Consider the following 20,718-nt stretch of genomic DNA (forward strand, 5'->3'; position numbering starts at 1 on the left):
ACAGATTATGGTAATAATACTAAATATAATTGAATGTAAAGGGTGTAATTATGAAAAAATATTTTTTCTGTACAATTATTTTAGTTTTTACTATTTTGTTTTGCTTAGGATTTATAAATAGGCAAAATAGTGATGTAGCAAATGATAATTTAGAGGAAACAATAAGTTATGGAATAAATGAAATTCCAGGGGATTTAGAAAAGGTGACTAAGTTATCTAAACGTCATGAGGATATCATGTGTGCTCTAAGTAAAGGGTTGGTTTCCAAAAGTGCAGATAATAAGATTGTGCCGTCGCTAGCAAGTGATGTTGTAAAAGATAAGGATGGAATTCAATATGAGTTTAAGATGAGGGATGATATCTTTTGGAGTGATGGAAGTAAAATAACAGCAAGTGATATAGCAAACTTTTTTAAGGAATTACTGAAGGAAGAAGATGAAGTAAATATACAAGCGTTGCTAGAAGTTTACGGTGCAAAAGAGTTCAGAGCTGGAAAAGCTATATTTGAAAATGGAGTTGCTATTAGAGCAACTGAAAATTCAGTCATTATCAGATTAAACCAAAAGAATGAGGAATTCCTAAGTGAACTAACTAAACCACAATATAGGTTAAGAAAATACTTGATAATGTGGCGTAATTTAAATAATAATTATGATAAGCTTGTTTATTCAGGAGATTATAAAATCGATTCTGTTAGTAAAGAGAATATGGTATTAAAAAGAAATAACAATAATAGTGAGCTTAAGATATCGAATATTAATATATTAAATGATGAAAATGTTGAATTATCTATGGCATCGTATGAAGTAAAAGAGAGAGACATAGTAATAAATCCCCCAGAAAGTGAACTCAATAAATTAGCTGAGGAAAATAATCTAATATCAATACCTGAGGCAAAGGCAGCATATTTGGTTATGAATAGCTCGGATAATTCACTTCCAGTACAGGGCAGGAGAGAAATATATAACAATGTATGCAAGGCTATTGAATCCTATCAAAACTTAAATAATAAAGAATTTGAACTTGCTGAGGGAAGTTTCTTTAGAGAAGATAAGAAGGATTTAACAAAATTGCAGGCTAGAAAGGTTGTAAGCAATAAAGAAGGAAAATGGGATAAACCTAAAGTATTGACTTTGTTAGGCGAGGACAGCAATGAGAATAGAATTTTATGTAGAGTCATTCAAGAGTGGTTTAAAAATAATACAGATATAACTATAAAATATAGTCTAGTAAAAGAAGAATTTAAAGACGAAGAATTAAGAAAAAGGTATGATATGATTCTAGTTAATAATGAGGCTAGCATACTTGATAAGACACAATTCTATTCTAATTTTAAAGAATATTTAACAGATAGCCAAAGTAAGCTGTTAGAAAAATCTAAGATTAGTACCCAAAACTTAGATTATTCAGGTTTTGAAGAAAGCATATTTGATAATTATAATGTATTACCGCTAGTATTTTATAATGAAAATATAGCAATTTCTGATAAAATATCTGAATTGAAGTTGGATGGAAATGGAAATTTGGATTTTGCTACAATAAAATAAATTTATAATAATTATTAAGAACTATGTAATAGCTTAAATGCATTGATAATAGAAATTGAGGGCTCCTTAGTAAAAGTTTTAAATTATATGTTTGGCTTATATTAAGGAACCCGCTAATAAAAATTAACTTTTCTTATTATGAGGATGTTGATTTTTATTTTTTTTATATTTTTTCTTTTTCTTTGGTGGACTGACTTTTGAAATAGTATCTTTGTTCAAAAGTGAAATTTTATTTATCTTCTTTAAGTTGACTATATTTTTCACCTCAACTTCTTCTTTTTCAATACATTTAGTGCTTGTTAATGCATTCGGGGTAAGATTTTTAACATCATTTGAAGTTTCTGATACCAATAAAATTGATGTACTTTCTTTAGTATCAGCCGAAATATTTTCTATATTTATTTTAGGGTTATTCGGACGTATAATTTGTTGCTGAATTTTCTTTAAATCCCCTTGTGATTCACAATTCATAGGATTAGTAAATTCCATTAAATCTTCAATGGTATCTTTTAAAAGGAAAATAATTAAAAAGAAATTAAGCATATTTTTATTACTATCAAAAGAAGATTTTTTTGAACTTAAAGAATCTTTTCGTTTTGAATAAGTTAGGCTTTTTACAAATATAGGCGCTAGCCCTGTGCTTTTAGGTGTTGATAATACTGGCATTCTAAAGAATGTTTCATCCAACATATCATCAGAACGTAGGCTCAATTTTCGGTATCTTTCTACTTCATCTAAAGTAGGAGCGTCAGGCCAACTTGTTAAAAGGCCTCCGTTTACAAAAAACTTTCTGTAAACATTTGATATAGTTGGCCGTAGTTCATTAGATCTATCTTCATTAAATGAATACATAAGAAGGCTGAGAAGATAGAAGTTAACCTCTAAGCAAGAGTATTTGCTCTCTTTTTTATCAGATATTTTAACAAATATATGTTTGTCTGAATCGTATAAACTAACTAATTTATCATTAATTTCTTTAGCTGTTTCCTTAAAAGAAATTATATCTGTATGTTTATAAGCCTCCATTAAGCATATAGAGAACAATGAGCAATCATCTATTGAATTTAGGTAATAATCTTTCTCTTGGAATTTAGAAATCAAAAAGTCTCCTAAATCTAAAATAAGTCTTTTAGCATCTGAATTACAGGAATATTTATAAAAGATATTTAAAGCAAGAAAAATTAGTACGCATTCATTAAATGATAACTCGTATAAAGCTGACTTATAGTTTTTAAACATATCTAATATTTCATTTGAAAACTTGATGTACTCACTACTTATTTCTTCAGATTTATTATAGTGAGCATAAAGCATATAGGCCGCCATCATAAAAGCTTGGTCAGAAAATTTGAATTTGTCATCCGTATCAACTAAGGAAAAGCCCTTAGAATTTCCTTCGGATATGTTTTTCTTGTCAACAAATAATCCTTCATTATTTCTTAAATTTTCAGAGTAGAATTGCAATTGTTCTTTTGCAATATATTTAAATGGTTTTTCAAGAGACGCTATATTTCTCTTCCCATCATTATAATGCGAATAATATTCACTTAACTCAAGTAAACAAAGAGTCATAAGAGCGTTGGTAGAAGGGGTTATTTCCTTCTTAAAACTTGATTCATCAAAGCTATGGCTGCTTTTACTGTGAATGAGCAACGGTGAGGCTTTTCTGTACATGCATAGTAGTGGAGAAAAATTATTTAATATGCTAATATCATCTATAGAAGATTTTTTTGAAGTTCTAACTTGTGCCAAAAGACCACATTTAGAGTTCAATACTAAAGTTTTAATTGATTCTTTTGATAAATGAAAAAGTTGACCACTAATTTCTTTTGAGGAAAGGCTATTCATCCTAAAAAATGGTCCTATATATCTCAATGTATAACACCTCTCATAAAATTCTCATCTTATTAATTAATATGAAATTAGTGAATAAAAAGTACATAAAATATAAATAAAAGGAGATTTTTTATAATGAAGGAAGGAAAATTAGATTTTGATGATTTAAGAAGAATAATCCTAAATAATAAATCAGTTAGAAGAGATGAAATTGTAGTTAGAAATGATGTTGGGGAAGATTGCTCAATAATTGATTTTGGTAATTATGAAGGCGTTTTTTCTACTGATCCAATAACAGGGGCTAACGAAAATATTGGGAAACTAGCTGTGCATATTAATTGTAATGATATTGCATCATCAGGCGGCGAGCCTATAGGAATTTTGGTTACTATATTAGCTCCTGTTAATTCAACTCTGCAGGAAATAAATAAAGTTATGAATGAAATTGATGAGGAAGCTGCAAAGATTAATGTTGAAATTATAGGTGGCCATACGGAGGTGACTAGCGCAGTAAATAAAATGGTTATATCCGTTACTGTAATAGGCAAAAATTTAAAAGGTAAATCTGTTAAGACAGCGGGAGCGAAGTTAGGTGATGATATAATTGTAACTAAAACTCTAGCCCTAGAAGGAACGTATATTCTAATAAATGATTACGAAGAAAAATTGAAAAAGATATTATCTGCAGAAGAAATAGAACTAGGAAAAAGTTTAATAAACAAACTGAGTGTTCTAGAAGAAGGAAAGATAGGCGGAGAATTCGGAGTTAATTCAATGCATGATATAACCGAGGGAGGTCTTCTAGGAGGTCTTTTTGAGGTTGCTATGGCATCAAATACGGGGTTTAAAATCTCCAAAGATAGAATACCTATACTTGAGATTACAAGAAAAATTTGTGAAGAATTTCAAATAGATCCTCTTAGACTTATATCGTCTGGAAGTATGCTCATTACTTCAGAGAATGGGGAGGAATTAGTTAAGCAGCTTAAAGATAAGGGAATTGAGGCCAGCATAATCGGAAAAATATGTGATCAGGATGGAATCTTAATTGATAATGGTAATGAAATAAAGGTTGAACCGCCTAAGAGAGATGAATTGTTCAATATAAGGGTGGAAAATTAGTTGATTTGTAAATGTTTTTCATTTCTATTAACTACATAGGATTAAGATAAGATAACAAATACGAGCCTAAAAATAGGATTAATAAACTATTTTTAATTAAATTAAGAAGAAATATAATCTATATGACACAAATGTCTTTGATTTATTTCTTTATTTGAATGTCAGGAGAGAAGTTATAATGAAAAAATTAATATTAGCCAGTAATAATAAGAAAAAGATTAAAGAAATGAAAGAGATATTAAAGGATTTAGATATAGAAGTTATGTCTTTAGAAAATGAAAAGATTGACATAGATGTTGTTGAAGATGGAAATACTTTTGAAGAAAATGCTAAGAAGAAAGCAAAGGAAATATATGAGTATGTGATTGAAAGAGGAGATAAAGATTTCATTGTATTGGCGGACGATTCGGGCTTGGCGGTAGAGTATTTAAATGGAGAACCAGGAATATATTCAGCTAGATATGCAGGGGAACATGGGAATGATGCAAAGAATAATGAAAAGCTTTTGGAGAATTTGAGGGGCGTAGAAGCAACAGATAGAACAGCTAAATTTATTTGTCAATTAGCTATGTTTACAGACCAAGGAGAGTATTTTAAGGTTACAGGAGAGGTAGAGGGGCGTATCATAGAAGAACTGCATGGAGAAGGTGGATTTGGTTATGATCCATTGTTTTTCTATGAACCATTAGACAAAACCTTTGGAGAATTAACTTCTGAGGAAAAAAACCATATAAGTCATAGAGGTGTTGCATTAAAAAAATTGAAGAAAGTAATTTCTGAGTTATTGTAATTGATTAAAAATAATATATGTGATTATATTAATTATGATATTATTTATAATAAGTAATATCATAATTAATATTTTATTGAGAAAAAGATTACAGAGAGGATGATATTTATGTTAATTGCAGTTATTAGTGATACACATAGAATAACTAAGTACATCAATTTGGCAAAAGAATTAATAAAGGATGCTGATATATTAATACATTTAGGAGACAATGTTGATGATGTTGAGATACTAGAAAGAGACTTTAAAGGGCAAATATACGCAGTCGCAGGAAATTGTGATTATTCAACAAAGTACCCTAAGGAAGATATTCTAGAGGTAAACGGAAAGAAAATATTCTATACCCATGGAGATATGTATGGCGTTAAAAGCGCTATAAATAATATTTATTACAGGGGGAGAGAACTGGAAGCAGACATTGTTTTGTTCGGACATACACATGAACCATTAAGAGAAGAGGCAAGCGGCATTATATTAATGAATCCAGGCAGTATATCGCTCCCAAGATTGAACAAAAGAGGTATAGGATTTATTAGTATCAATGACAATGGAGATGTTTCTATATCATTTAAGGAGGTTAGAGAATAAACTAAAGTTAATTATGTGAAGAGTTAATAATATTAATGATGTCGAATTTGATTCCTTTTAGTTATTTATATTTGCATGAAATGTTTGATATCATAAATAAAAATTAGAAAATGTATATTTAGATGTGCTATTTAATACATAAAAAAGTTATGTTCAAGCTTATAAAAACCGAGGTTATCCAAACTATGAAGGATTTTTAAAAAATTATTTAAAAAAAGTATTGACGAAACAGATTTGATATTGTAGAATAATCATTGTCGCTGAACAGTAAGCGATGAAACAAAAAAAGTTAAGACCTTCGGGGTGTGGCGCAGCTGGGAGCGCGCGTGGTTTGGGACCATGAGGTCGCAGGTTCAATCCCTGTCACCCCGACCATTTAAACTAAAGTTTTATTGGAGACTTAATGTATGCGGGTATCGTATATCGGTAATACTCCAGCCTTCCAAGCTGGAAAGGTGGGTTCGATTCCCACTACCCGCTCCACCAAAGAAACCTATAAAGCAAGTTAAAAAAGTCTTGACAAAGTTTGATGGGAAGTTTAAAATAAAGAACGTTCCAAAAGCAAAAAAAAGATTGACAAGGTATTCGGGATGTTATATAATAATATAGGCCTGAAAGTAATGATTAAGGTAAATATGCGTTTTTAGCTCAGCTGGATAGAGCAACGCCCTTCTAAGGCGTGGGCCAGGGGTTCGAATCCCTTAAAACGCACCATATACCGGGGTGTGGCGCAGCTGGGAGCGCGCGTGGTTTGGGACCATGAGGTCGCAGGTTCAATCCCTGTCACCCCGACCATCAAAATTAAATTTTCTTTGAAAAATTAATATATGCGGGTATCGTATATCGGTAATACTCCAGCCTTCCAAGCTGGAAAGGTGGGTTCGATTCCCACTACCCGCTCCATACAAACTTTAAGTTTGTGAAATATATATTATGCGTTTTTAGCTCAGCTGGATAGAGCAACGCCCTTCTAAGGCGTGGGCCAGGGGTTCGAATCCCTTAAAACGCACCATATGGTGTACGTAGTTCAGTTGGTAGAGCGCCAGTTTGTGGCACTGGTTGTCGTGGGTTCGAGTCCCATCGTTCACCCCATATAGGGATATCGCCAAGCGGTAAGGCAATGGACTTTGACTCCATTATTCGTAGGTTCAAATCCTGCTATCCCTGCCATCAGTGGTTCACTAGCTCAGTCGGTAGAGCACATGACTTTTAATCATGGTGTCCCGGGTTCGATTCCCGGGTGAGCCACCAATTTTATATTTATGCAGGTGTGGCGGAATTGGCAGACGCACTAGACTTAGGATCTAGCGCCTTTCGGTGTAAGAGTTCGACTCTCTTCATCTGCACCAAATGAGCGGAAATGACTCAACGGTAGAGTGCCACCTTGCCAAGGTGGAGGCTGCGGGTTCGAATCCCGTTTTCCGCTCCATTTATAAAAGATATAAGACAAACCTACATGCGGGTATCGTATATCGGTAATACTCCAGCCTTCCAAGCTGGAAAGGTGGGTTCGATTCCCACTACCCGCTCCATTAATTATAATATGCGTGATTAGCTCAGTCGGTAGAGCACCTGACTCTTAATCAGGGTGTCCAGGGTTCGAATCCCTGATGACGCACCAATAGTAGATTTTAATTTACTAAGTTATGGGATAACACATGGTTAATTCCATTATAGGGATATCGCCAAGCGGTAAGGCAATGGACTTTGACTCCATTATTCGTAGGTTCAAATCCTGCTATCCCTGCCATTATTTTGGTTCACTAGCTCAGTCGGTAGAGCACATGACTTTTAATCATGGTGTCCCGGGTTCGATTCCCGGGTGAGCCACCAATTTTATATTTATGCAGGTGTGGCGGAATTGGCAGACGCACTAGACTTAGGATCTAGCGCCTTTCGGTGTAAGAGTTCGACTCTCTTCATCTGCACCAAATGAGCGGAAATGACTCAACGGTAGAGTGCCACCTTGCCAAGGTGGAGGCTGCGGGTTCGAATCCCGTTTTCCGCTCCATACACGTTAAGATAAAATAAATTAATATGCGGGTATCGTATATCGGTAATACTCCAGCCTTCCAAGCTGGAAAGGTGGGTTCGATTCCCACTACCCGCTCCAAAAAACAACTGATTTCAGTTGTTTTTATTTATATACAAATGAATATGCATCCATAGTTCAGTTGAATAGAGCGTTGGACTTCGAATCCAGAAGTCGTGGGTTTGAGTCCCACTGGGTGCACCATAAATGTAGTAATACCAACAGTTTAGAGTTATTCTAAATTGTTGGTATTTTTAATTTTCCCACACTTTTCCCACATTAGACAGAACTTAAAATATCGATAGTTTTATCTTTATGACGTTTTAATACATGAGTATAAGTATCAGCAGTTATTTTTATAGATTTATGCCCTAGAAGTTTTGAGACAGTTTTTAAAGGAATGTCGTTTTCAAATTGTTTAGTTGCATAGGTATGTCTTAAGCAATGTATATGTTTGTATTCAACTCCAATTCTTTTTAAGAATCTAGAAAACGATCTTGTTAAGTTACTATCATCTAGTAGTTCGCCAACTTCGTTACAAAATATTAAATCATTGTCTATATAACTTTCACCAGCCTTTTCTTTTCGAATATTTTGCAACTCTTTTATTTTATTAAGTATATTAATTAAGCTAGTTGGAAGTGGTATGTCACGTTCACTTTCATAAGTTTTTGTAGTTTGGATAGTAGGGATATAGTGCTTTTTCATATTATCATCATATATAGCAATAGTTTTAGCAGAGCGACGTATATGTATTTCATTATTGACATAGTCTATATCGTTCCATTTAAGCCCTATACACTCGCCCCGTCTCATTCCTGTAGATACACAAGACAATGCTATAAACTTTATTGTAGAGTCTTCTGGTGCGTTTAAAATTAACTTTATTTCGCTATCTTCAAATACTTTTATTTTTTTCTTTTCTTTTCTTAAATCACCAGGTATTTTTATTTTGTTCGCAAGGCACGGGTTTTTTTGTATATAGTCTTGCAAAACAGCATAATTAAAAAAAGATCTTAATAATTTATTTAAATTAAATATTACTGAGCTAGTTTTACCTTTTTTCTTGAGATTATTATAGTATTGTTGCATATCAGTAGGATGCACGTCATTAAGCTTTAAAAAAGATAGAGTAGTATCTTCAATATAATTTTTATATATTCCATAATATCTATCAAATGTGGATGGTTTTGTGGATAACTTCACAACTTCAATGAGCCAATTGTTTATAGTTTTGCCTAAAAAAAGTTTATCAAAGTCTTTTTTTATTCCTGAATTTATTTTGTTTAAATAAATATCTCGCTTTTCTTCGGCATCTGATTTAGAGATTCCGTAGAACTCTTTTCTGATTAGCTTGCCTTCTGAATTACGACCTAGTGTAACTGCGAGCCTATAATATTTTTTACCATTCTTGACGCAATTAGTTTTCACAGCCATAAAATCACTCCTATTTTAACAGAATGTATGTTCTTTTGAATTTTATAAATTAACCAGTTGTTATGTATCAACTGGGTAGCAATCTCATTATTTATAAATTCAAATTTTTATAAGGTGTTCCTTACGAACACAATAAGTTAATATATTAATCAACTCATTTATAGTTAAATTTGTATTTTATTAGTTCAACAGAAACTTTATAACTAGATGCTAGCTGTTCAATTGAAAAGTTCTCTAAATATATCTTATCAATTTTACTTTCATCTATCAGCAATTCGGCAGCAAATGCGTTTGCTTCTATTTCAAAGCGTCCTCTATCATAAAAAGTGTGATCGTGCAAGAAGAAAGCTCTATCGGAAGAGTGCATTTTAGCATGTCCTAACTCATGAGCTATGACCATATTAAGATGTGCGTTATCTTTTATTCTAGTCATATTTATAATAATATATTTTTGTCTCAATACCTTTTTAAAAATACCCTCAGGGGAACTAGGGGATAAGTATTTAAATCTTACTTCAACCTTTTCCCCAGTAGCAATAGTATAAGGGTCTCTAGTTTTGTGTTTTTTAATGAGGCTTCTAACCTTCTTTCTATAATCGACCATATGACTACCACCTATTATTTTTTTCTTTTATTTTTAGATTTAGCATCCCAAAATAATTCGGACATCAAATCAAGCATGTCTTTTTTAGCTTCCTCATTAAAATCATCATTCATAAAGAAAGCTTCATTAGCTTTTTTCATTTCTTCAACGTATTGTTTTTTATCTCTAGAAGTAACTTTATATTTATCAGAATAGCTCCTAGGAATATTACAAGTTTCTTCTTGGACTAATAGTTTTTCGGCTGATTCTTTTATATCAGAATTTCCTATTAAATAATCTAGAGACACATTATAATATTCTGCTAACTTTTTTATGGCATCAGAATCAGGAACACGCTTGCCTTGTTCGTAATACCCATAAGCGCTTGTTGTTATATTTAGTAATTTTGCAATATCTTTTTGTAATAAATTCCTTGCTGTTCTAAGTTCTTTTAATCGATCTTTTAATAACATAAAAATCACCTTTAATAATATAATAAATCCCTTTTAAGAGGAACGTAAATCCTCTTTAACGGTATTTTACTTAATTATACAACTATAAGTTGTAAAAAAAAATACATCCAACAAATCGTTGGGGAAAATGTTGACAAACAACTAATAGTTGTGTAATATAAAAATATATAAATAACTTAAAGTTGTTTGGAGGTGGTGAATTGATAAATAAATTATGTTTGCTTAGAGCTAAAAATAACTTGTCCCAAAAAGAAGTAGCAAAGGCTATAAAAAAGACAACAAGCTACTACGGAATGCTTGAAACGGGTAAGCGCAAGCCGTCTATTGAGGTGGCATATCTTTTAGCTAAATTTTATAAAACTACAATAGAAGAAATTTTTTTTGTAAAGTCAAACAACTAAAAGTTAATTACATTATACAATACATAAATTGGATACAACATAGAGAACTGGTCCAATTTTTGATTGAAATCATGTAATATTGTTCCAATATTTATGAAAGAGAGGCGAAGGAAATGGAAAAAAATAAAAATAAAGATTCTGCTTATAGAATAGCAAGAAAACTAGCGTCAGAATTCAATGATAGTTTTAAGAATATGGAGGGAGCAAGTGTAGTTTTAGGGGTAAGTAAGGATTCATTACTAAATTATGAGCTAGGATTATGTAGGCAAGTACCTGTAGATATTGTTTGCAAGATGGCAGATATATATAATGCACCAGAGCTATTAAATCATTACTGTTGTCATGAGTGTCCCATAGGACAACGAACTGTAAGTCCAATAAATCAAGATAATATTAAAAATATTTATAAGCTTTCAATAAGTATTTTTAATTTGCTTGGTGTAGGTAATGAGATGAGTACAACATTACTTGATGTTGTTGAAGACGGGAAAATAACAGAAGATGAAAAACCAAAAGTAGATTATATAGTAGATAATTTAAAAAAACTTTCAGGGCTTACTAATGATTTAGTTATAGCGTTAGAAAAGTTAGAAGTTGAGTAGGAGGTATAAACATATGGAAAAAATTTTAGAAGAAATACTTTATACACTAAAAGAATTGCAAAGCGTAAAATTGCAAAATCAAAAGCAAGAAAAGTTAACATATAGCCTTGAAGAATGTGCTGCAATATCTGGAATTGGAAGAAATACTTTGTTAGAGGAAACATATAAAGTTAATTCAACATTCCCGTATTTTAAAGTTGGCAGAAAGATACAGGTTAATAAAGCTATGTTCGAGAAATGGTTGCAAGAAATGTCTAAAAATCATACAGAGCTAAGAGGGGAGCAGTTGAAATGTGTGCAATAAAATGTCCAAAGTTTATTCACAATAGCCATAAATTACGTAGCAAAATTGTGGATAAAAAACTTAGAAAAGAACAACTAATAAATTTTTGTTGTAATAATTATAAGAAATGTAATTTATGCAAGTAAATAAAAAAGAACCTTACATAAAGGTTCATAAATGTTTGAGATATGGTACTGCGAATACCTTATCTCCATTATAAATTATTTGATTGGAGATGTAAATATATGAATATCATAAGTTTTTTAAATATAAAGGGTGGAGTTGCCAAAACAACTTCATGTGTAAATGTTGGGGCAGAATTAGGGAAACAAGGTCAAAAAGTGTTGATAATAGACTTAGACCCACAAAGCAACGCTACAAAGTACTTAAATATGTATAATCCTAATGCCAAAGGGTCATATGAATTACTTTCAGGTGAAGATATTCCAATACAAGGAACGATATATGAAAATCTTTGGATTGTTCCAGCAAACATAAATCTTATTATGAGTGAAGCTGAAATACTTGCAGATACTAAGAAAGCTAGAGAAACAAGGCTTAAGAAATGGCTCAATAGTAAGAATGAAGATTCATTTGATTATATCTTAATAGATTGCCCTCCTAGCTTGGGAATGTTATCTATTAATGCTTTAGCTGCTAGTGATTATGTTATTGTTCCTTTAAAAATAGATAAGTTTTCACTGGATGGCTTTGAATATCTAATGAGTAGCATTCAAGGAGTGCAAGAAGAATTTAATGATAAATTAAAAACGTTAGGTATTCTGATAACAATGGATAGAGCTACAACAATTAACAGAGAAGTCAAACAAGAGATTAAAGATGAATTAGGAGATATGCTATTTAAGCAAAGCATAAGAGATAATGTAGATGTAATTAAAAGTACTTTTAATACTACTCCAGTAGTTTATTTTAATGAAAGAGCAAATGCATCTAAAGACTATAAAAGTTTTGTGGAGGAGATGCAACAATGTCTTATTTAAAGGGTATAGCAAATAGGATAAATGGAGTAGAAAAACAAAGTTTTACACAGGAACTAGATATAAATAGCTTAGTTCCTTCACAGAACAATTTTTATGGCATCAGAGAGATAGAAGAGCTTGCAGAATCAATTAAAGAAAGTGGCCTTATGCATAATCTAGTAGTTAGAAAACTTGATAATGGTAAGTATGAAATAATTTCAGGTGAAAGAAGATATAGAGCTTTAAAGAGTCTTGGCTATGATAAAGTACCATGCCAGATAAAAGAGATAAGCGATTTAGATGCAGAGATAATGCTTATTCAAGCGAATGTTGAGCAAAGGGAATTATTGCCTACTGAAAAGATGGAAGGTATACGAAGGCTTAGAGCTATCTATGAGCAAAAGAAAGCCAGTGGTGAGCAATTACCTAAAGGAAAGATTAGAGACTTAATAGGGGCTGATATGAAGCTTTCAGGTGTACAGGTAGGAAGGTATCAGAAGGTAGACAAGGATTTGATAGAACCATTTAAAGAAAAGCTTGATAAAGAGGAAATAACGCTCACTCAGGCGCATACACTTAGCAGTTTAACAAAGGACGAACAAGAGATTATACATGAAGAAATCAAAGATTTAAATGCTAAGGAACATAAAGAGGAAATTGAAACACTGGTTGAAGGAATTAAACAGCCAGTTAAAAGTGAATTGGATAAACAGATTATAGATGAAATGTATCCAACTGTATCCAGAGAAGTTAAAGATGAAGATATTATTTATAAATTTAAAAGAGCCTTAAAAGAGTTTGAGCATCCTAGACTTATTATTTCAAATGATTATATTAAAGGCATGTTTTATATAAAACAATGCAGTATGTCGAAAGATAATATGTTATCAATCAGCATTGAAGCTTATAAGGAATCTTATTTAGGAATACAAGTTAAATGCTTTGATAAAGTAGATGAAATATCTATAGAAATTGATTTTGGGAAGTCCGTTAATCCTAAGATTTTATATAAGATATCTGATGGCGTATATATATGGTTTAAGAGAAAGATAGGACTTTTCAACCAAAATAATTAAGGAGTGAATTTTATGGCATTTAGAATAGTTTATACGGAGTTTTGGAATGATCCTAAAGTAATGGAGGATATGACACCAGAAGATAAATATTTTTATTTATATCTTCTAACTAATCCTTGTACTAACATGATAGGTATTTATAGAATAGTGAAGAAGCAAATGGCCTTTGATTTAGGATACAGTATAGAATCTATAAATAGCCTTATGACAAGGTTTATTAATACTCACAAGTTAGTAGTTTACAATGATGAAACTAAAGAAATATGCATTAAAAATTATGGTAAATACAATTTAAATAAGGGGGGAAAGCCTATGATAGATTGTATAAAAAAGGATTTAGGAAATGTAGTTGATAAAACCCTTATAAAAGAAATTTCAACTAATGTAAAAAATGCATCTATTAAACAGCTTATAGAGGAATATTTATCTGCAATAAACAACGTATCGTTAGACGATACGTATACCAATCAGAATGAAATAAATAACGATACGTATAACTTACCTAATAAAAAAATAAATTTTGAAGAAATGGCTCAATCAGTATGTTTTGACGATACGTTATCGATAAGTGGACAAAACCATAATCCAATAACCAATAACCATAATCCTAAATCCATAATCCTAAATCCAATAACCAATAACAATGAGTCGTTTGTTGTAGTTGATGAAAAAGACATTATTAATATTTATGCTCATTTTCAAAAGTGTGGTTTTATAGGTAGTGCAAAATTAAAAGAATTTATAGATGCTGATATTAAAGTTTTTGGAGCTGACTGGATGATGGAAGCAGCTAGTGAATGCGTAAAACGTGGGAAGATAAATAATTATGGTTATCTTTCAGGCATATTACAGAATTGGCAAACTAAAGGTAGAGACGAATGTAGAGCCAGAACTAAAAATGATAATGTAGTAAAGCCACTGAGATTTAATAACTTTGAGCCAAGAGAATATGACTATGATTCTTTAGAAAAGCAATTACTAGGATGGGATAAGTAATTATGAAAGAGGTGTTATAGATGGACAAACTTTATGAAAAAACAGAAAAGATTGTTAAAGCTTATTTTGAAAAGCCTGATAAGGACTTAAAAGAAATCTTTGAAGAATTTACTAAAGGTTTATCAGTAGAAGAAAAGCTAGCCTTTTATAAGAATTTAAAAGATATAGTAAATTAACACTTGCAGGACTAGGAGTGTTAGCAGCAGGGATTACAATTGCTAATGTTAAGGTTACTGCAAAAAAATATAAGGGGAGAGATCCCCTTAGTAAAAATAGGTGAAATATGATTGAAATAAATAGATCAGTTGAATATACATTTTTGGCAGCTTGGGAAAAGGTTATAGACGATAAAAATATTATCATAACAAGTAAGATCACTGGAGCAAGTTATAAAGTTGAGAAGGTGGGTAAAAAAGATAGATTAAAATTCTTTAATCCAGTATTAGGAGCATGGCAGATATATTATTGCGTTGAAGAAAAAGAAATATTTGATATGTGGTATGTTACTAAAATTGATGGGAAGGTGATTTAATGGGAGGAACTAAGAAGGAGGAAACATTTAACTTTTTTAAAGCAAATCCTAAAGCTTTATACGAAAAAAATATAGAAGATTATCTAAAAGAACTAGGAATTAAACAATCCACTTATAACAAACACAGAAATGAATTTATAAGCATTGCTGTAACTAATATAGGTAGTTCAGCAAGTGTTCTAACCAACAAAAATAAGGTTAAGAGAGAAAAATTTGTTTTTGATGATAATAGACTATTTGGATTTTAGGAGATCTTAAATATGGGAGTTATTAAAGATATAGCAGATGTAATAGTCCCTAATGCACAAATTAGAGCAAAAAGTAAAGGGATAAGTAACAAAGAAGCTTTATATAAAGAATTTAAGAAAATAGGATATATTCGAAGTAATAAGGTACCCGGAGTGAGAAGATTGTACGAAGAGTATAAATGCAGATTTATAAAGCAAGGTGGCTTAGAGAGTGATCGTAAGTTACTAACGTATGAAGAATTTAAAGAAGCTAATGAGAAGGAAGACAATGATGATTATTAAATAAATACAGAATGTGTAGAAAGGATGTAATAGATATGAGTGAACAAAGATTTTATATCGAATATTTGACTTATAAAAAGTTTAGATTAAATGAAAATGAGTATAAAGAGGTGGCTAAATTAAGAGCATTAGTAAATTTAAAGGTTTCAGAGGAAGAAAAGTTTGTTTTTGAACATATGTAATATGGAAATAAGTGCAATAAAAAGAAAGGTGGAATTTGAGACTATAAAAGAAACTCTCTATTGACGGGAGAGTTTCTTAATATAATTTAAGCTGGAGACTTTCTTACTAGGTCACCAATACGGATTGTGAAATCAGAAGATAAACCTCCAGATATTTCTGAAGGGTCTATTTCAAGTCTTCTAACTTTTTTTACATTCATTGTACTTGAAAGTACCTCAACCATAGTTTTTGCTTCATATTCAACTTTTTGACATAAAGCCATTTTAGGATAGATAGTAACAATTTCAACAGTTGCTTTTATTGTATCTAATGTTCCAAGAGATTGCTTAGTATCTGGATCAATTATTTCTTCACCAACTGTTAATATATCTAAAGAATCTCCGACTTTAAGGTTGAAGTTTGCACCTGCGTTAATTAAGATTTTAGTATCACTGATTATTTTGATTACTTTATAATTATAAGTTTCATAACTTTTCAAAGTATCACTCCTTAATATGATTATCATTTAAATATTTTATAACTTTCTCAATACAATTTATTTCATGAACAGAAGGTTGAGCAATAAAATAATGTAATATGGAATTTACATTAGTCAAGAGTAAGTTATACATATTAATTTTATCTTCTAAATTATCTATATTGCTATTTTTATCGGTAAATTGCTCTGACAATGCATCATGTTTTTTCTTTAATTCTTCTGTAGAAGTCACTAATGTATTATATTCAGAATTAAGTTTTTTATAATTATTATCTAATTGATTGAATTCCTTAATAATTGTGTATAAATAAAATAGCAAATTACCAGCAATTAAAACTAGCAAAATTATTAACTTTTTAGAAAGAGAAAGATCAGTAGGAAGAAAAAATGCCAAGATAGTAATAAGTGCAGATACAGTAGCTACTATGCCATTAATCTTAGAAAAAAATTTGATAAAGAATCACCCCTTAAATACCAATAAAATAAGAACGATAGTTCATATAGTAATATGGTAATACAATGGAAAGAAGGTGTCAATATAAGTATGAAAATAGGGAAACTAATTGAAAAAGAAAGAATTAAAAATAATATATCTAAATTTAAACTAGCCGAAAAGGTAGGGTGTACATCAAGAGCTATAGACTATTGGGAGAAAGGGGAAAGAAGTATAAGTCTTGATTATGCAGATAGAATCTTTAAAGCATTAGGTGTAACAATTACTATTGGTGTTAAAAATAATGAACTATAGTTCGCAATACTAAAATTTCATGTAGAAAGTAAAAATAAAAAGGTGTTCATCACGAACACCTTACATAAGATTAGAGAAGTAGACCTTGGAACGTTAGTTCTCTAATCGACCTATCTAAATTATATCACAAAAAAAGGATGGGTAGTAAAAATGGGAGAAATTAAAAATAAATTTGAATTATATAGAGAAAGAAAATGTAAGATAGCTAATAAGAAAATAGAGATTGAAAGTTTAATATTAAGCGGAAATAAACAAAATGATTCGAGGATAGAATCTTTGAGACTAGAAATAATTAAATTAGAAAATGAAAATAAGAGAATTGATAATATATTAACTTTACTTCCTGAAAAAGAATATAAGGTTGTAAAATTAGTTTTAATAGATGGGAAAGACAAGAAAAAAGTTGCAGGAGAAATTGATAGGACAGAAAGGCAAATAAATAGAATTTTAAATAATGCGGCAAAAAAAATAATTTTATAGAGTGCAATAAGCACTCTTTATTTTTTATAAAATGTCTTTAAAATGTCCCGAAAATGTCTGACAAATGTCTCAAACTTTATGATAACATAAAATCAATAAAAAGAAATGTCACGTTTTTGGTATGGAATAACTATATCTATTTCTAGGAGGTTGAGGTTATGTTGGATAAAGAAAAGGTAAAAGAATTATACCTGAAAGGGTATGGTTCATCTCAAATATCTAATATTTTAAAGTGTAAACCTGAAACTGTCAGAAAGTGCATAGAGCGTAATTTTAAACAGTTTAAAAGTTCGCATATGGCAACCAAAATTAGAAATAAGGAAATTGATAGAATTACAAGGCATGAATCAAAGCAATATATGAGTGATTCAACATTTATAAGAAAGAACAGATCTATTTATAAAACTAATAATGATGGAGATTTAATTATTGATAGAGATGTAGCTCCAGTAATTACATTTGATACTCCAAGAACATTTAGAAATGAGAATAGCGAAAAACAAGTAAATAGAAAAATAGTTAACAGTGGTTATAGAAAAGATGAATTGTTTTTTTAGCAATTCATCTTTTTAGTCTAGAAAGAAGGTGAGAATGTGAAAGAAATATATAAAATTTGTATTTGTGGTAAATGTGGAAAGACATATGTTTTAATTAATGATAAAGTTGAGGACACTATTAAAAAAGGAAAGTATATTTCATGTTCTCATTGTGGAAGCCAAAGAGCAGTTAAAGAAAATGAAACAAGTGATTTGCGTAAGTGTATGGATCATTCATCATATAAAAAGGTTCGAGGGGCGATAAGGCAGGTGAGACAGGAATGAATTCGGTTGAACCAATAAGGGATATACAAACTGTATATGATATTGAAGACTACCTAGAGGGTGAGAATAAAAGAAATTATATGTTATTTATTCTGGGGGTAAGCACAGGATTAAGAATATCAGATATTTTGAATTTCAGGACTAGAGACTTTAAGGATTCTAAAGGCAATATTAGAGAACATATTATTCTGAGTGAAAAAAAGACCGGCAAGGATAAGAAAATTAAACTTAGTAGGGATCTGAGATCAATATTAAAAGAATATTTAAAAGATAAAAAGGAATATGAATATATAATTAGAAGTCCAAGAGGTATAAATAAACCATTAAGTCGGCAGCAAGCATATAGAATACTCTGTGAATTAGGAGAAAAATTTGATATACGGAATATGGCATGTCATACTCTTCGTAAGACATTTGGATATGATTACTATAGGAGAACAAATGATATAGCAGGATTAATGAAAATATATAACCATTCGAGTCCTAATACTACTCTTAGATATATTGGAATTACACAAGACGTATTAGATTCAATATACGATAATTCGAATATGATTAGAAAACGCTAAAAACGGAAGCGTTTTTTTATTTGATTATGAATGTTACATAAAAAGGCAAGCGTAACATTTAGGTAGAAAAATTAAGTGCATATATTAGTAAGAAAAAATTACGGGGAATGTTACAAAATATATAAAACGTAACATTCAGATTATGAGAATAGTTAAAGTGTTATAGATTTTAAGAAAAAGTAATGTGATATTGAAATATGATTATATTACATAAGTATAAACATGTGGTATAATTTACATTAGAAGTTAAGGTTAACCAGGTTGGGAGAGATAAAATGAATCAATTATTTTTTCAGTATAATATGGATAAGAACGGTATTATAAATATGATTATGGAGGATAGTATTATAATATTAGATGCAAATGCATTATTAAATGTTTATAGATATAATAGTCAGAGTAGAGAAAAATATATTGAAATTCTAGATGCAGTTAAAGATAGAATGTTTTTAACATATCAGGCAGTGCAAGAGTTTTATGAAAATAGATTAACAATAATATACAATAAACATAAATTTAAAGAATATTTAAAAAACGAAATACAATCAATGCTTGATGGAATGTATAACACAATCAGTAATGATAATTTTACCACAAAAAATAAAGATACATGTAATTTGATTAAATACGAGGAAAGCTTAAAGGTGGATATCTTAAAAATATTAAATGAATCACAGGCACAAATAGTGGAAAAAATAGATACATATAATGTAGATATAGGTAAAGCCTTTATTGAAGATAGTGATCCAATTCTAGAAAAGATGGTAGAAATATTTGCAAATAAAATAAATAACGAGTTTGAAAAAAAAGAATTAGAGGAAATATATAAGGAAGGTAAAAAAAGATATGAATTAGAAATTCCACCAGGATATAAAGATAAGGCAAGAAAGCCTGAACCAGATCGTTATGGGGATTTAGTTATTTGGAAAGAAATGATTAAAATTGCTAAAGAAAAGAAACAACATGTATTGTTTGTATCTGATGATAGAAAAGAAGACTGGTGTGATAAGTTTAAGGAATACGAATTTGGACCACGAAAAGAACTAATCAAAGAATTCTTTTGCGAAACTAAGCAGTATTTCCATTCAATTACTACCAAGAATTTCATTAAATACATTTCAAATTCGCACAATATAGACGGTACAGAAGAATTGGAGAAAGAATCGGATAAAATACGAGAAGAATTAATAAATATAAATAGAAACAACGAAATGCCAGTCCAAAGTTTTGGGGAGATGGTATCTGAATATGTAGATTCGCTCAATCGACTAGGTGCACGAATTATGGTTAAAAATATCCCAACTTATATGTATAATAAAATTTTAAATGATAACTTACTTAAAGATAAAAATAAATTTTTAGAGTTTGTAAAAAGTAATTTATTAAGTGATCTTGGTGAAATGGATAGGGAATATCTTCATCAAACTATAATACTAATTTTACAAGATATATTAAATGATGAAGATTTATTAAAGGTAAGAAGAAATTTATCTTACTTACAAACTGATATGTTAACGGATTATGAAGAAAAACTTTTAGTAAATAATTTAATTTTATCGATTAGCTCTAAGCTAAATTAAATAGAAAAATAAATATTAGAATTTAGTTTGATTTTTTAAACTTAAATAATA

Annotated in this window: 27 protein-coding genes and 19 tRNA genes; 40 read left to right on the forward strand and 6 right to left on the reverse strand. The window is 30.3% G+C overall.

Translation table 11 applies throughout. The features are described from left to right. Window positions 1-50 precede the first annotated feature (50 nt). A complete protein-coding gene (locus tag D2A34_RS21585; protein ID WP_079439143.1) occupies window positions 51-1,547 on the forward strand; it encodes an ABC transporter substrate-binding protein in 1,497 nt (498 codons plus the stop codon). Between the two features lie 123 nt (window positions 1,548-1,670). Here D2A34_RS21585 and D2A34_RS21590 read toward each other — a convergent pair whose 3' ends face one another. Further along, on the reverse strand, window positions 1,671-3,422 hold the full coding sequence (locus tag D2A34_RS21590) for a hypothetical protein (RefSeq protein WP_079439134.1): 1,752 nt from the start codon (window positions 3,420-3,422) through the stop codon (window positions 1,671-1,673). 96 nt (window positions 3,423-3,518) lie between these two features. On the opposite strand from D2A34_RS21590, the gene D2A34_RS21595 reads away from it, so the two are divergent. The 22 genes from D2A34_RS21595 to D2A34_RS21700 all read left to right on the forward strand — a co-directional run bounded on the left by D2A34_RS21595 (window position 3,519) and on the right by D2A34_RS21700 (window position 8,119). After that, the gene (locus D2A34_RS21595) at window positions 3,519-4,505 is read left to right on the forward strand and encodes an AIR synthase family protein (protein WP_119367891.1); all 987 of its coding nucleotides are present in this window, start codon (window positions 3,519-3,521) and stop codon (window positions 4,503-4,505) included. A gap of 178 nt (window positions 4,506-4,683) precedes the next feature. Continuing rightward, window positions 4,684-5,295 carry an XTP/dITP diphosphatase gene (locus D2A34_RS21600; protein WP_119367892.1) on the forward strand — a complete coding sequence of 204 codons (612 nt, stop codon included), beginning with the start codon at window positions 4,684-4,686 and terminating at the stop codon, window positions 5,293-5,295. A gap of 108 nt (window positions 5,296-5,403) precedes the next feature. Then, window positions 5,404-5,883, forward strand: coding sequence for a metallophosphoesterase (locus D2A34_RS21605; RefSeq protein WP_119367893.1), 480 nt, complete (start codon window positions 5,404-5,406; stop codon window positions 5,881-5,883). A 299-nt stretch (window positions 5,884-6,182) separates the two neighbouring features. Further along, window positions 6,183-6,258: transfer RNA gene (locus D2A34_RS21610), tRNA-Pro, on the forward strand. A gap of 34 nt (window positions 6,259-6,292) precedes the next feature. Further along, window positions 6,293-6,366: transfer RNA gene (locus D2A34_RS21615), tRNA-Gly, on the forward strand. Window positions 6,367-6,520: 154 nt separating this feature from the next. Next, a tRNA-Arg gene (locus D2A34_RS21620) sits at window positions 6,521-6,597 on the forward strand. A gap of 5 nt (window positions 6,598-6,602) precedes the next feature. Continuing rightward, window positions 6,603-6,678: transfer RNA gene (locus D2A34_RS21625), tRNA-Pro, on the forward strand. Between the two features lie 34 nt (window positions 6,679-6,712). After that, a tRNA-Gly gene (locus D2A34_RS21630) sits at window positions 6,713-6,786 on the forward strand. Window positions 6,787-6,818: 32 nt separating this feature from the next. Beyond that, window positions 6,819-6,895: transfer RNA gene (locus D2A34_RS21635), tRNA-Arg, on the forward strand. 4 nt (window positions 6,896-6,899) lie between these two features. Further along, window positions 6,900-6,975, forward strand: a tRNA-His gene (locus D2A34_RS21640). Window positions 6,976-6,978: 3 nt separating this feature from the next. Then, a tRNA-Gln gene (locus D2A34_RS21645) sits at window positions 6,979-7,053 on the forward strand. Window positions 7,054-7,058: 5 nt separating this feature from the next. Then, a tRNA-Lys gene (locus D2A34_RS21650) sits at window positions 7,059-7,134 on the forward strand. Window positions 7,135-7,147: 13 nt separating this feature from the next. Then, window positions 7,148-7,232, forward strand: a tRNA-Leu gene (locus D2A34_RS21655). 5 nt (window positions 7,233-7,237) lie between these two features. Further along, a tRNA-Gly gene (locus tag D2A34_RS21660) sits at window positions 7,238-7,312 on the forward strand. Between the two features lie 29 nt (window positions 7,313-7,341). Next, window positions 7,342-7,415: transfer RNA gene (locus D2A34_RS21665), tRNA-Gly, on the forward strand. A gap of 13 nt (window positions 7,416-7,428) precedes the next feature. Beyond that, window positions 7,429-7,504, forward strand: a tRNA-Lys gene (locus tag D2A34_RS21670). Between the two features lie 54 nt (window positions 7,505-7,558). Then, a tRNA-Gln gene (locus tag D2A34_RS21675) sits at window positions 7,559-7,633 on the forward strand. A gap of 7 nt (window positions 7,634-7,640) precedes the next feature. Continuing rightward, window positions 7,641-7,716, forward strand: a tRNA-Lys gene (locus D2A34_RS21680). A 13-nt stretch (window positions 7,717-7,729) separates the two neighbouring features. Next, window positions 7,730-7,814, forward strand: a tRNA-Leu gene (locus D2A34_RS21685). A 5-nt stretch (window positions 7,815-7,819) separates the two neighbouring features. Then, a tRNA-Gly gene (locus tag D2A34_RS21690) sits at window positions 7,820-7,894 on the forward strand. 28 nt (window positions 7,895-7,922) lie between these two features. Continuing rightward, a tRNA-Gly gene (locus D2A34_RS21695) sits at window positions 7,923-7,996 on the forward strand. Window positions 7,997-8,042: 46 nt separating this feature from the next. Further along, a tRNA-Arg gene (locus D2A34_RS21700) sits at window positions 8,043-8,119 on the forward strand. A gap of 75 nt (window positions 8,120-8,194) precedes the next feature. Here D2A34_RS21700 and D2A34_RS21705 read toward each other — a convergent pair. From D2A34_RS21705 to D2A34_RS21715, 3 genes are all read right to left on the reverse strand, one after another. After that, complete coding sequence (locus D2A34_RS21705) at window positions 8,195-9,352, reverse strand: tyrosine-type recombinase/integrase (RefSeq protein WP_119367894.1); 1,158 nt, start codon at window positions 9,350-9,352, stop codon at window positions 8,195-8,197. A 154-nt stretch (window positions 9,353-9,506) separates the two neighbouring features. Further along, the gene (locus D2A34_RS21710) at window positions 9,507-9,956 is read right to left on the reverse strand and encodes an ImmA/IrrE family metallo-endopeptidase (RefSeq protein WP_119367895.1); all 450 of its coding nucleotides are present in this window, start codon (window positions 9,954-9,956) and stop codon (window positions 9,507-9,509) included. A 14-nt stretch (window positions 9,957-9,970) separates the two neighbouring features. Then, complete coding sequence (locus D2A34_RS21715) at window positions 9,971-10,408, reverse strand: helix-turn-helix domain-containing protein (RefSeq protein ID WP_119367896.1); 438 nt, start codon at window positions 10,406-10,408, stop codon at window positions 9,971-9,973. Between the two features lie 200 nt (window positions 10,409-10,608). Here D2A34_RS21715 and D2A34_RS21720 point away from each other — a divergent pair, with 200 nt between their 5' ends. From D2A34_RS21720 to D2A34_RS26900, 11 genes are all read left to right on the forward strand, one after another. Further along, a complete protein-coding gene (locus tag D2A34_RS21720; protein WP_119367897.1) occupies window positions 10,609-10,809 on the forward strand; it encodes a helix-turn-helix transcriptional regulator in 201 nt (66 codons plus the stop codon). 113 nt (window positions 10,810-10,922) lie between these two features. After that, on the forward strand, window positions 10,923-11,411 hold the full coding sequence (locus D2A34_RS21725) for a transcriptional regulator (protein ID WP_119367898.1): 489 nt from the start codon (window positions 10,923-10,925) through the stop codon (window positions 11,409-11,411). A 13-nt stretch (window positions 11,412-11,424) separates the two neighbouring features. Continuing rightward, entirely contained in the window at window positions 11,425-11,715 is a 291-nt protein-coding gene (locus D2A34_RS21730) for a MerR family transcriptional regulator (RefSeq protein WP_119367899.1), read from the forward strand. A 224-nt stretch (window positions 11,716-11,939) separates the two neighbouring features. Continuing rightward, window positions 11,940-12,695, forward strand: coding sequence for a ParA family protein (locus tag D2A34_RS21735; RefSeq protein WP_119367900.1), 756 nt, complete (start codon window positions 11,940-11,942; stop codon window positions 12,693-12,695). Beyond that, the gene (locus D2A34_RS21740; RefSeq protein ID WP_119367901.1) at window positions 12,683-13,750 is read left to right on the forward strand and encodes a ParB/RepB/Spo0J family partition protein; all 1,068 of its coding nucleotides are present in this window, start codon (window positions 12,683-12,685) and stop codon (window positions 13,748-13,750) included. Before D2A34_RS21735 ends, D2A34_RS21740 begins: the two co-directional genes overlap by 13 nt. A gap of 12 nt (window positions 13,751-13,762) precedes the next feature. Next, on the forward strand, window positions 13,763-14,746 hold the full coding sequence (locus tag D2A34_RS21745) for a DnaD domain-containing protein (RefSeq protein ID WP_119367902.1): 984 nt from the start codon (window positions 13,763-13,765) through the stop codon (window positions 14,744-14,746). A gap of 20 nt (window positions 14,747-14,766) precedes the next feature. Then, entirely contained in the window at window positions 14,767-14,922 is a 156-nt protein-coding gene (locus tag D2A34_RS21750) for a MarR family transcriptional regulator (protein ID WP_119367903.1), read from the forward strand. 107 nt (window positions 14,923-15,029) lie between these two features. Beyond that, entirely contained in the window at window positions 15,030-15,278 is a 249-nt protein-coding gene (locus D2A34_RS21755) for a hypothetical protein (RefSeq protein WP_119367904.1), read from the forward strand. Then, the gene (locus tag D2A34_RS21760; protein ID WP_119367905.1) at window positions 15,278-15,526 is read left to right on the forward strand and encodes a hypothetical protein; all 249 of its coding nucleotides are present in this window, start codon (window positions 15,278-15,280) and stop codon (window positions 15,524-15,526) included. Before D2A34_RS21755 ends, D2A34_RS21760 begins: the two co-directional genes overlap by 1 nt. 12 nt (window positions 15,527-15,538) lie before the next feature. After that, complete coding sequence (locus tag D2A34_RS21765) at window positions 15,539-15,808, forward strand: hypothetical protein (protein ID WP_119367906.1); 270 nt, start codon at window positions 15,539-15,541, stop codon at window positions 15,806-15,808. 35 nt (window positions 15,809-15,843) lie between these two features. After that, window positions 15,844-15,990, forward strand: a complete 147-nt coding sequence (locus D2A34_RS26900; RefSeq protein WP_207669033.1) for a hypothetical protein — start codon at window positions 15,844-15,846, stop codon at window positions 15,988-15,990. A gap of 86 nt (window positions 15,991-16,076) precedes the next feature. Here D2A34_RS26900 and D2A34_RS21770 read toward each other — a convergent pair whose 3' ends face one another. Together D2A34_RS21770 and D2A34_RS21775 are read right to left on the reverse strand one after the other, a co-directional pair. Next, complete coding sequence (locus D2A34_RS21770) at window positions 16,077-16,469, reverse strand: hypothetical protein (RefSeq protein ID WP_182629438.1); 393 nt, start codon at window positions 16,467-16,469, stop codon at window positions 16,077-16,079. 4 nt (window positions 16,470-16,473) lie between these two features. Next, window positions 16,474-16,863, reverse strand: a complete 390-nt coding sequence (locus D2A34_RS21775; protein ID WP_147357753.1) for a hypothetical protein — start codon at window positions 16,861-16,863, stop codon at window positions 16,474-16,476. 150 nt (window positions 16,864-17,013) lie between these two features. Here D2A34_RS21775 and D2A34_RS21780 point away from each other — a divergent pair, with 150 nt between their 5' ends. The 6 genes from D2A34_RS21780 (at window position 17,014) to D2A34_RS21805 (ending at window position 20,667) form a co-directional block, all read left to right on the forward strand. Beyond that, entirely contained in the window at window positions 17,014-17,217 is a 204-nt protein-coding gene (locus tag D2A34_RS21780) for a helix-turn-helix domain-containing protein (RefSeq protein ID WP_119367908.1), read from the forward strand. 150 nt (window positions 17,218-17,367) lie between these two features. After that, window positions 17,368-17,697, forward strand: coding sequence for an RNA polymerase subunit sigma-70 (locus D2A34_RS21785; protein ID WP_119367909.1), 330 nt, complete (start codon window positions 17,368-17,370; stop codon window positions 17,695-17,697). 158 nt (window positions 17,698-17,855) lie between these two features. Further along, entirely contained in the window at window positions 17,856-18,254 is a 399-nt protein-coding gene (locus D2A34_RS21790) for a DNA-binding response regulator (RefSeq protein WP_119367910.1), read from the forward strand. 36 nt (window positions 18,255-18,290) lie between these two features. Beyond that, complete coding sequence (locus D2A34_RS21795) at window positions 18,291-18,518, forward strand: hypothetical protein (protein ID WP_119367911.1); 228 nt, start codon at window positions 18,291-18,293, stop codon at window positions 18,516-18,518. Further along, on the forward strand, window positions 18,515-19,087 hold the full coding sequence (locus D2A34_RS21800) for a tyrosine-type recombinase/integrase (protein WP_119367912.1): 573 nt from the start codon (window positions 18,515-18,517) through the stop codon (window positions 19,085-19,087). The genes D2A34_RS21795 and D2A34_RS21800 overlap by 4 nt, the downstream gene beginning before the upstream one ends. 275 nt (window positions 19,088-19,362) lie before the next feature. Beyond that, window positions 19,363-20,667: a PIN-like domain-containing protein gene (locus tag D2A34_RS21805; protein WP_119367913.1), complete on the forward strand. Its 1,305-nt coding sequence runs from the start codon at window positions 19,363-19,365 to the stop codon at window positions 20,665-20,667. The last annotated feature ends 51 nt before the right edge of the window (window positions 20,668-20,718 follow it).

Source organism: Clostridium chromiireducens (genome assembly GCF_003575225.1).
In the GTDB taxonomy this organism is placed as follows: domain Bacteria; phylum Bacillota; class Clostridia; order Clostridiales; family Clostridiaceae; genus Clostridium; species Clostridium chromiireducens.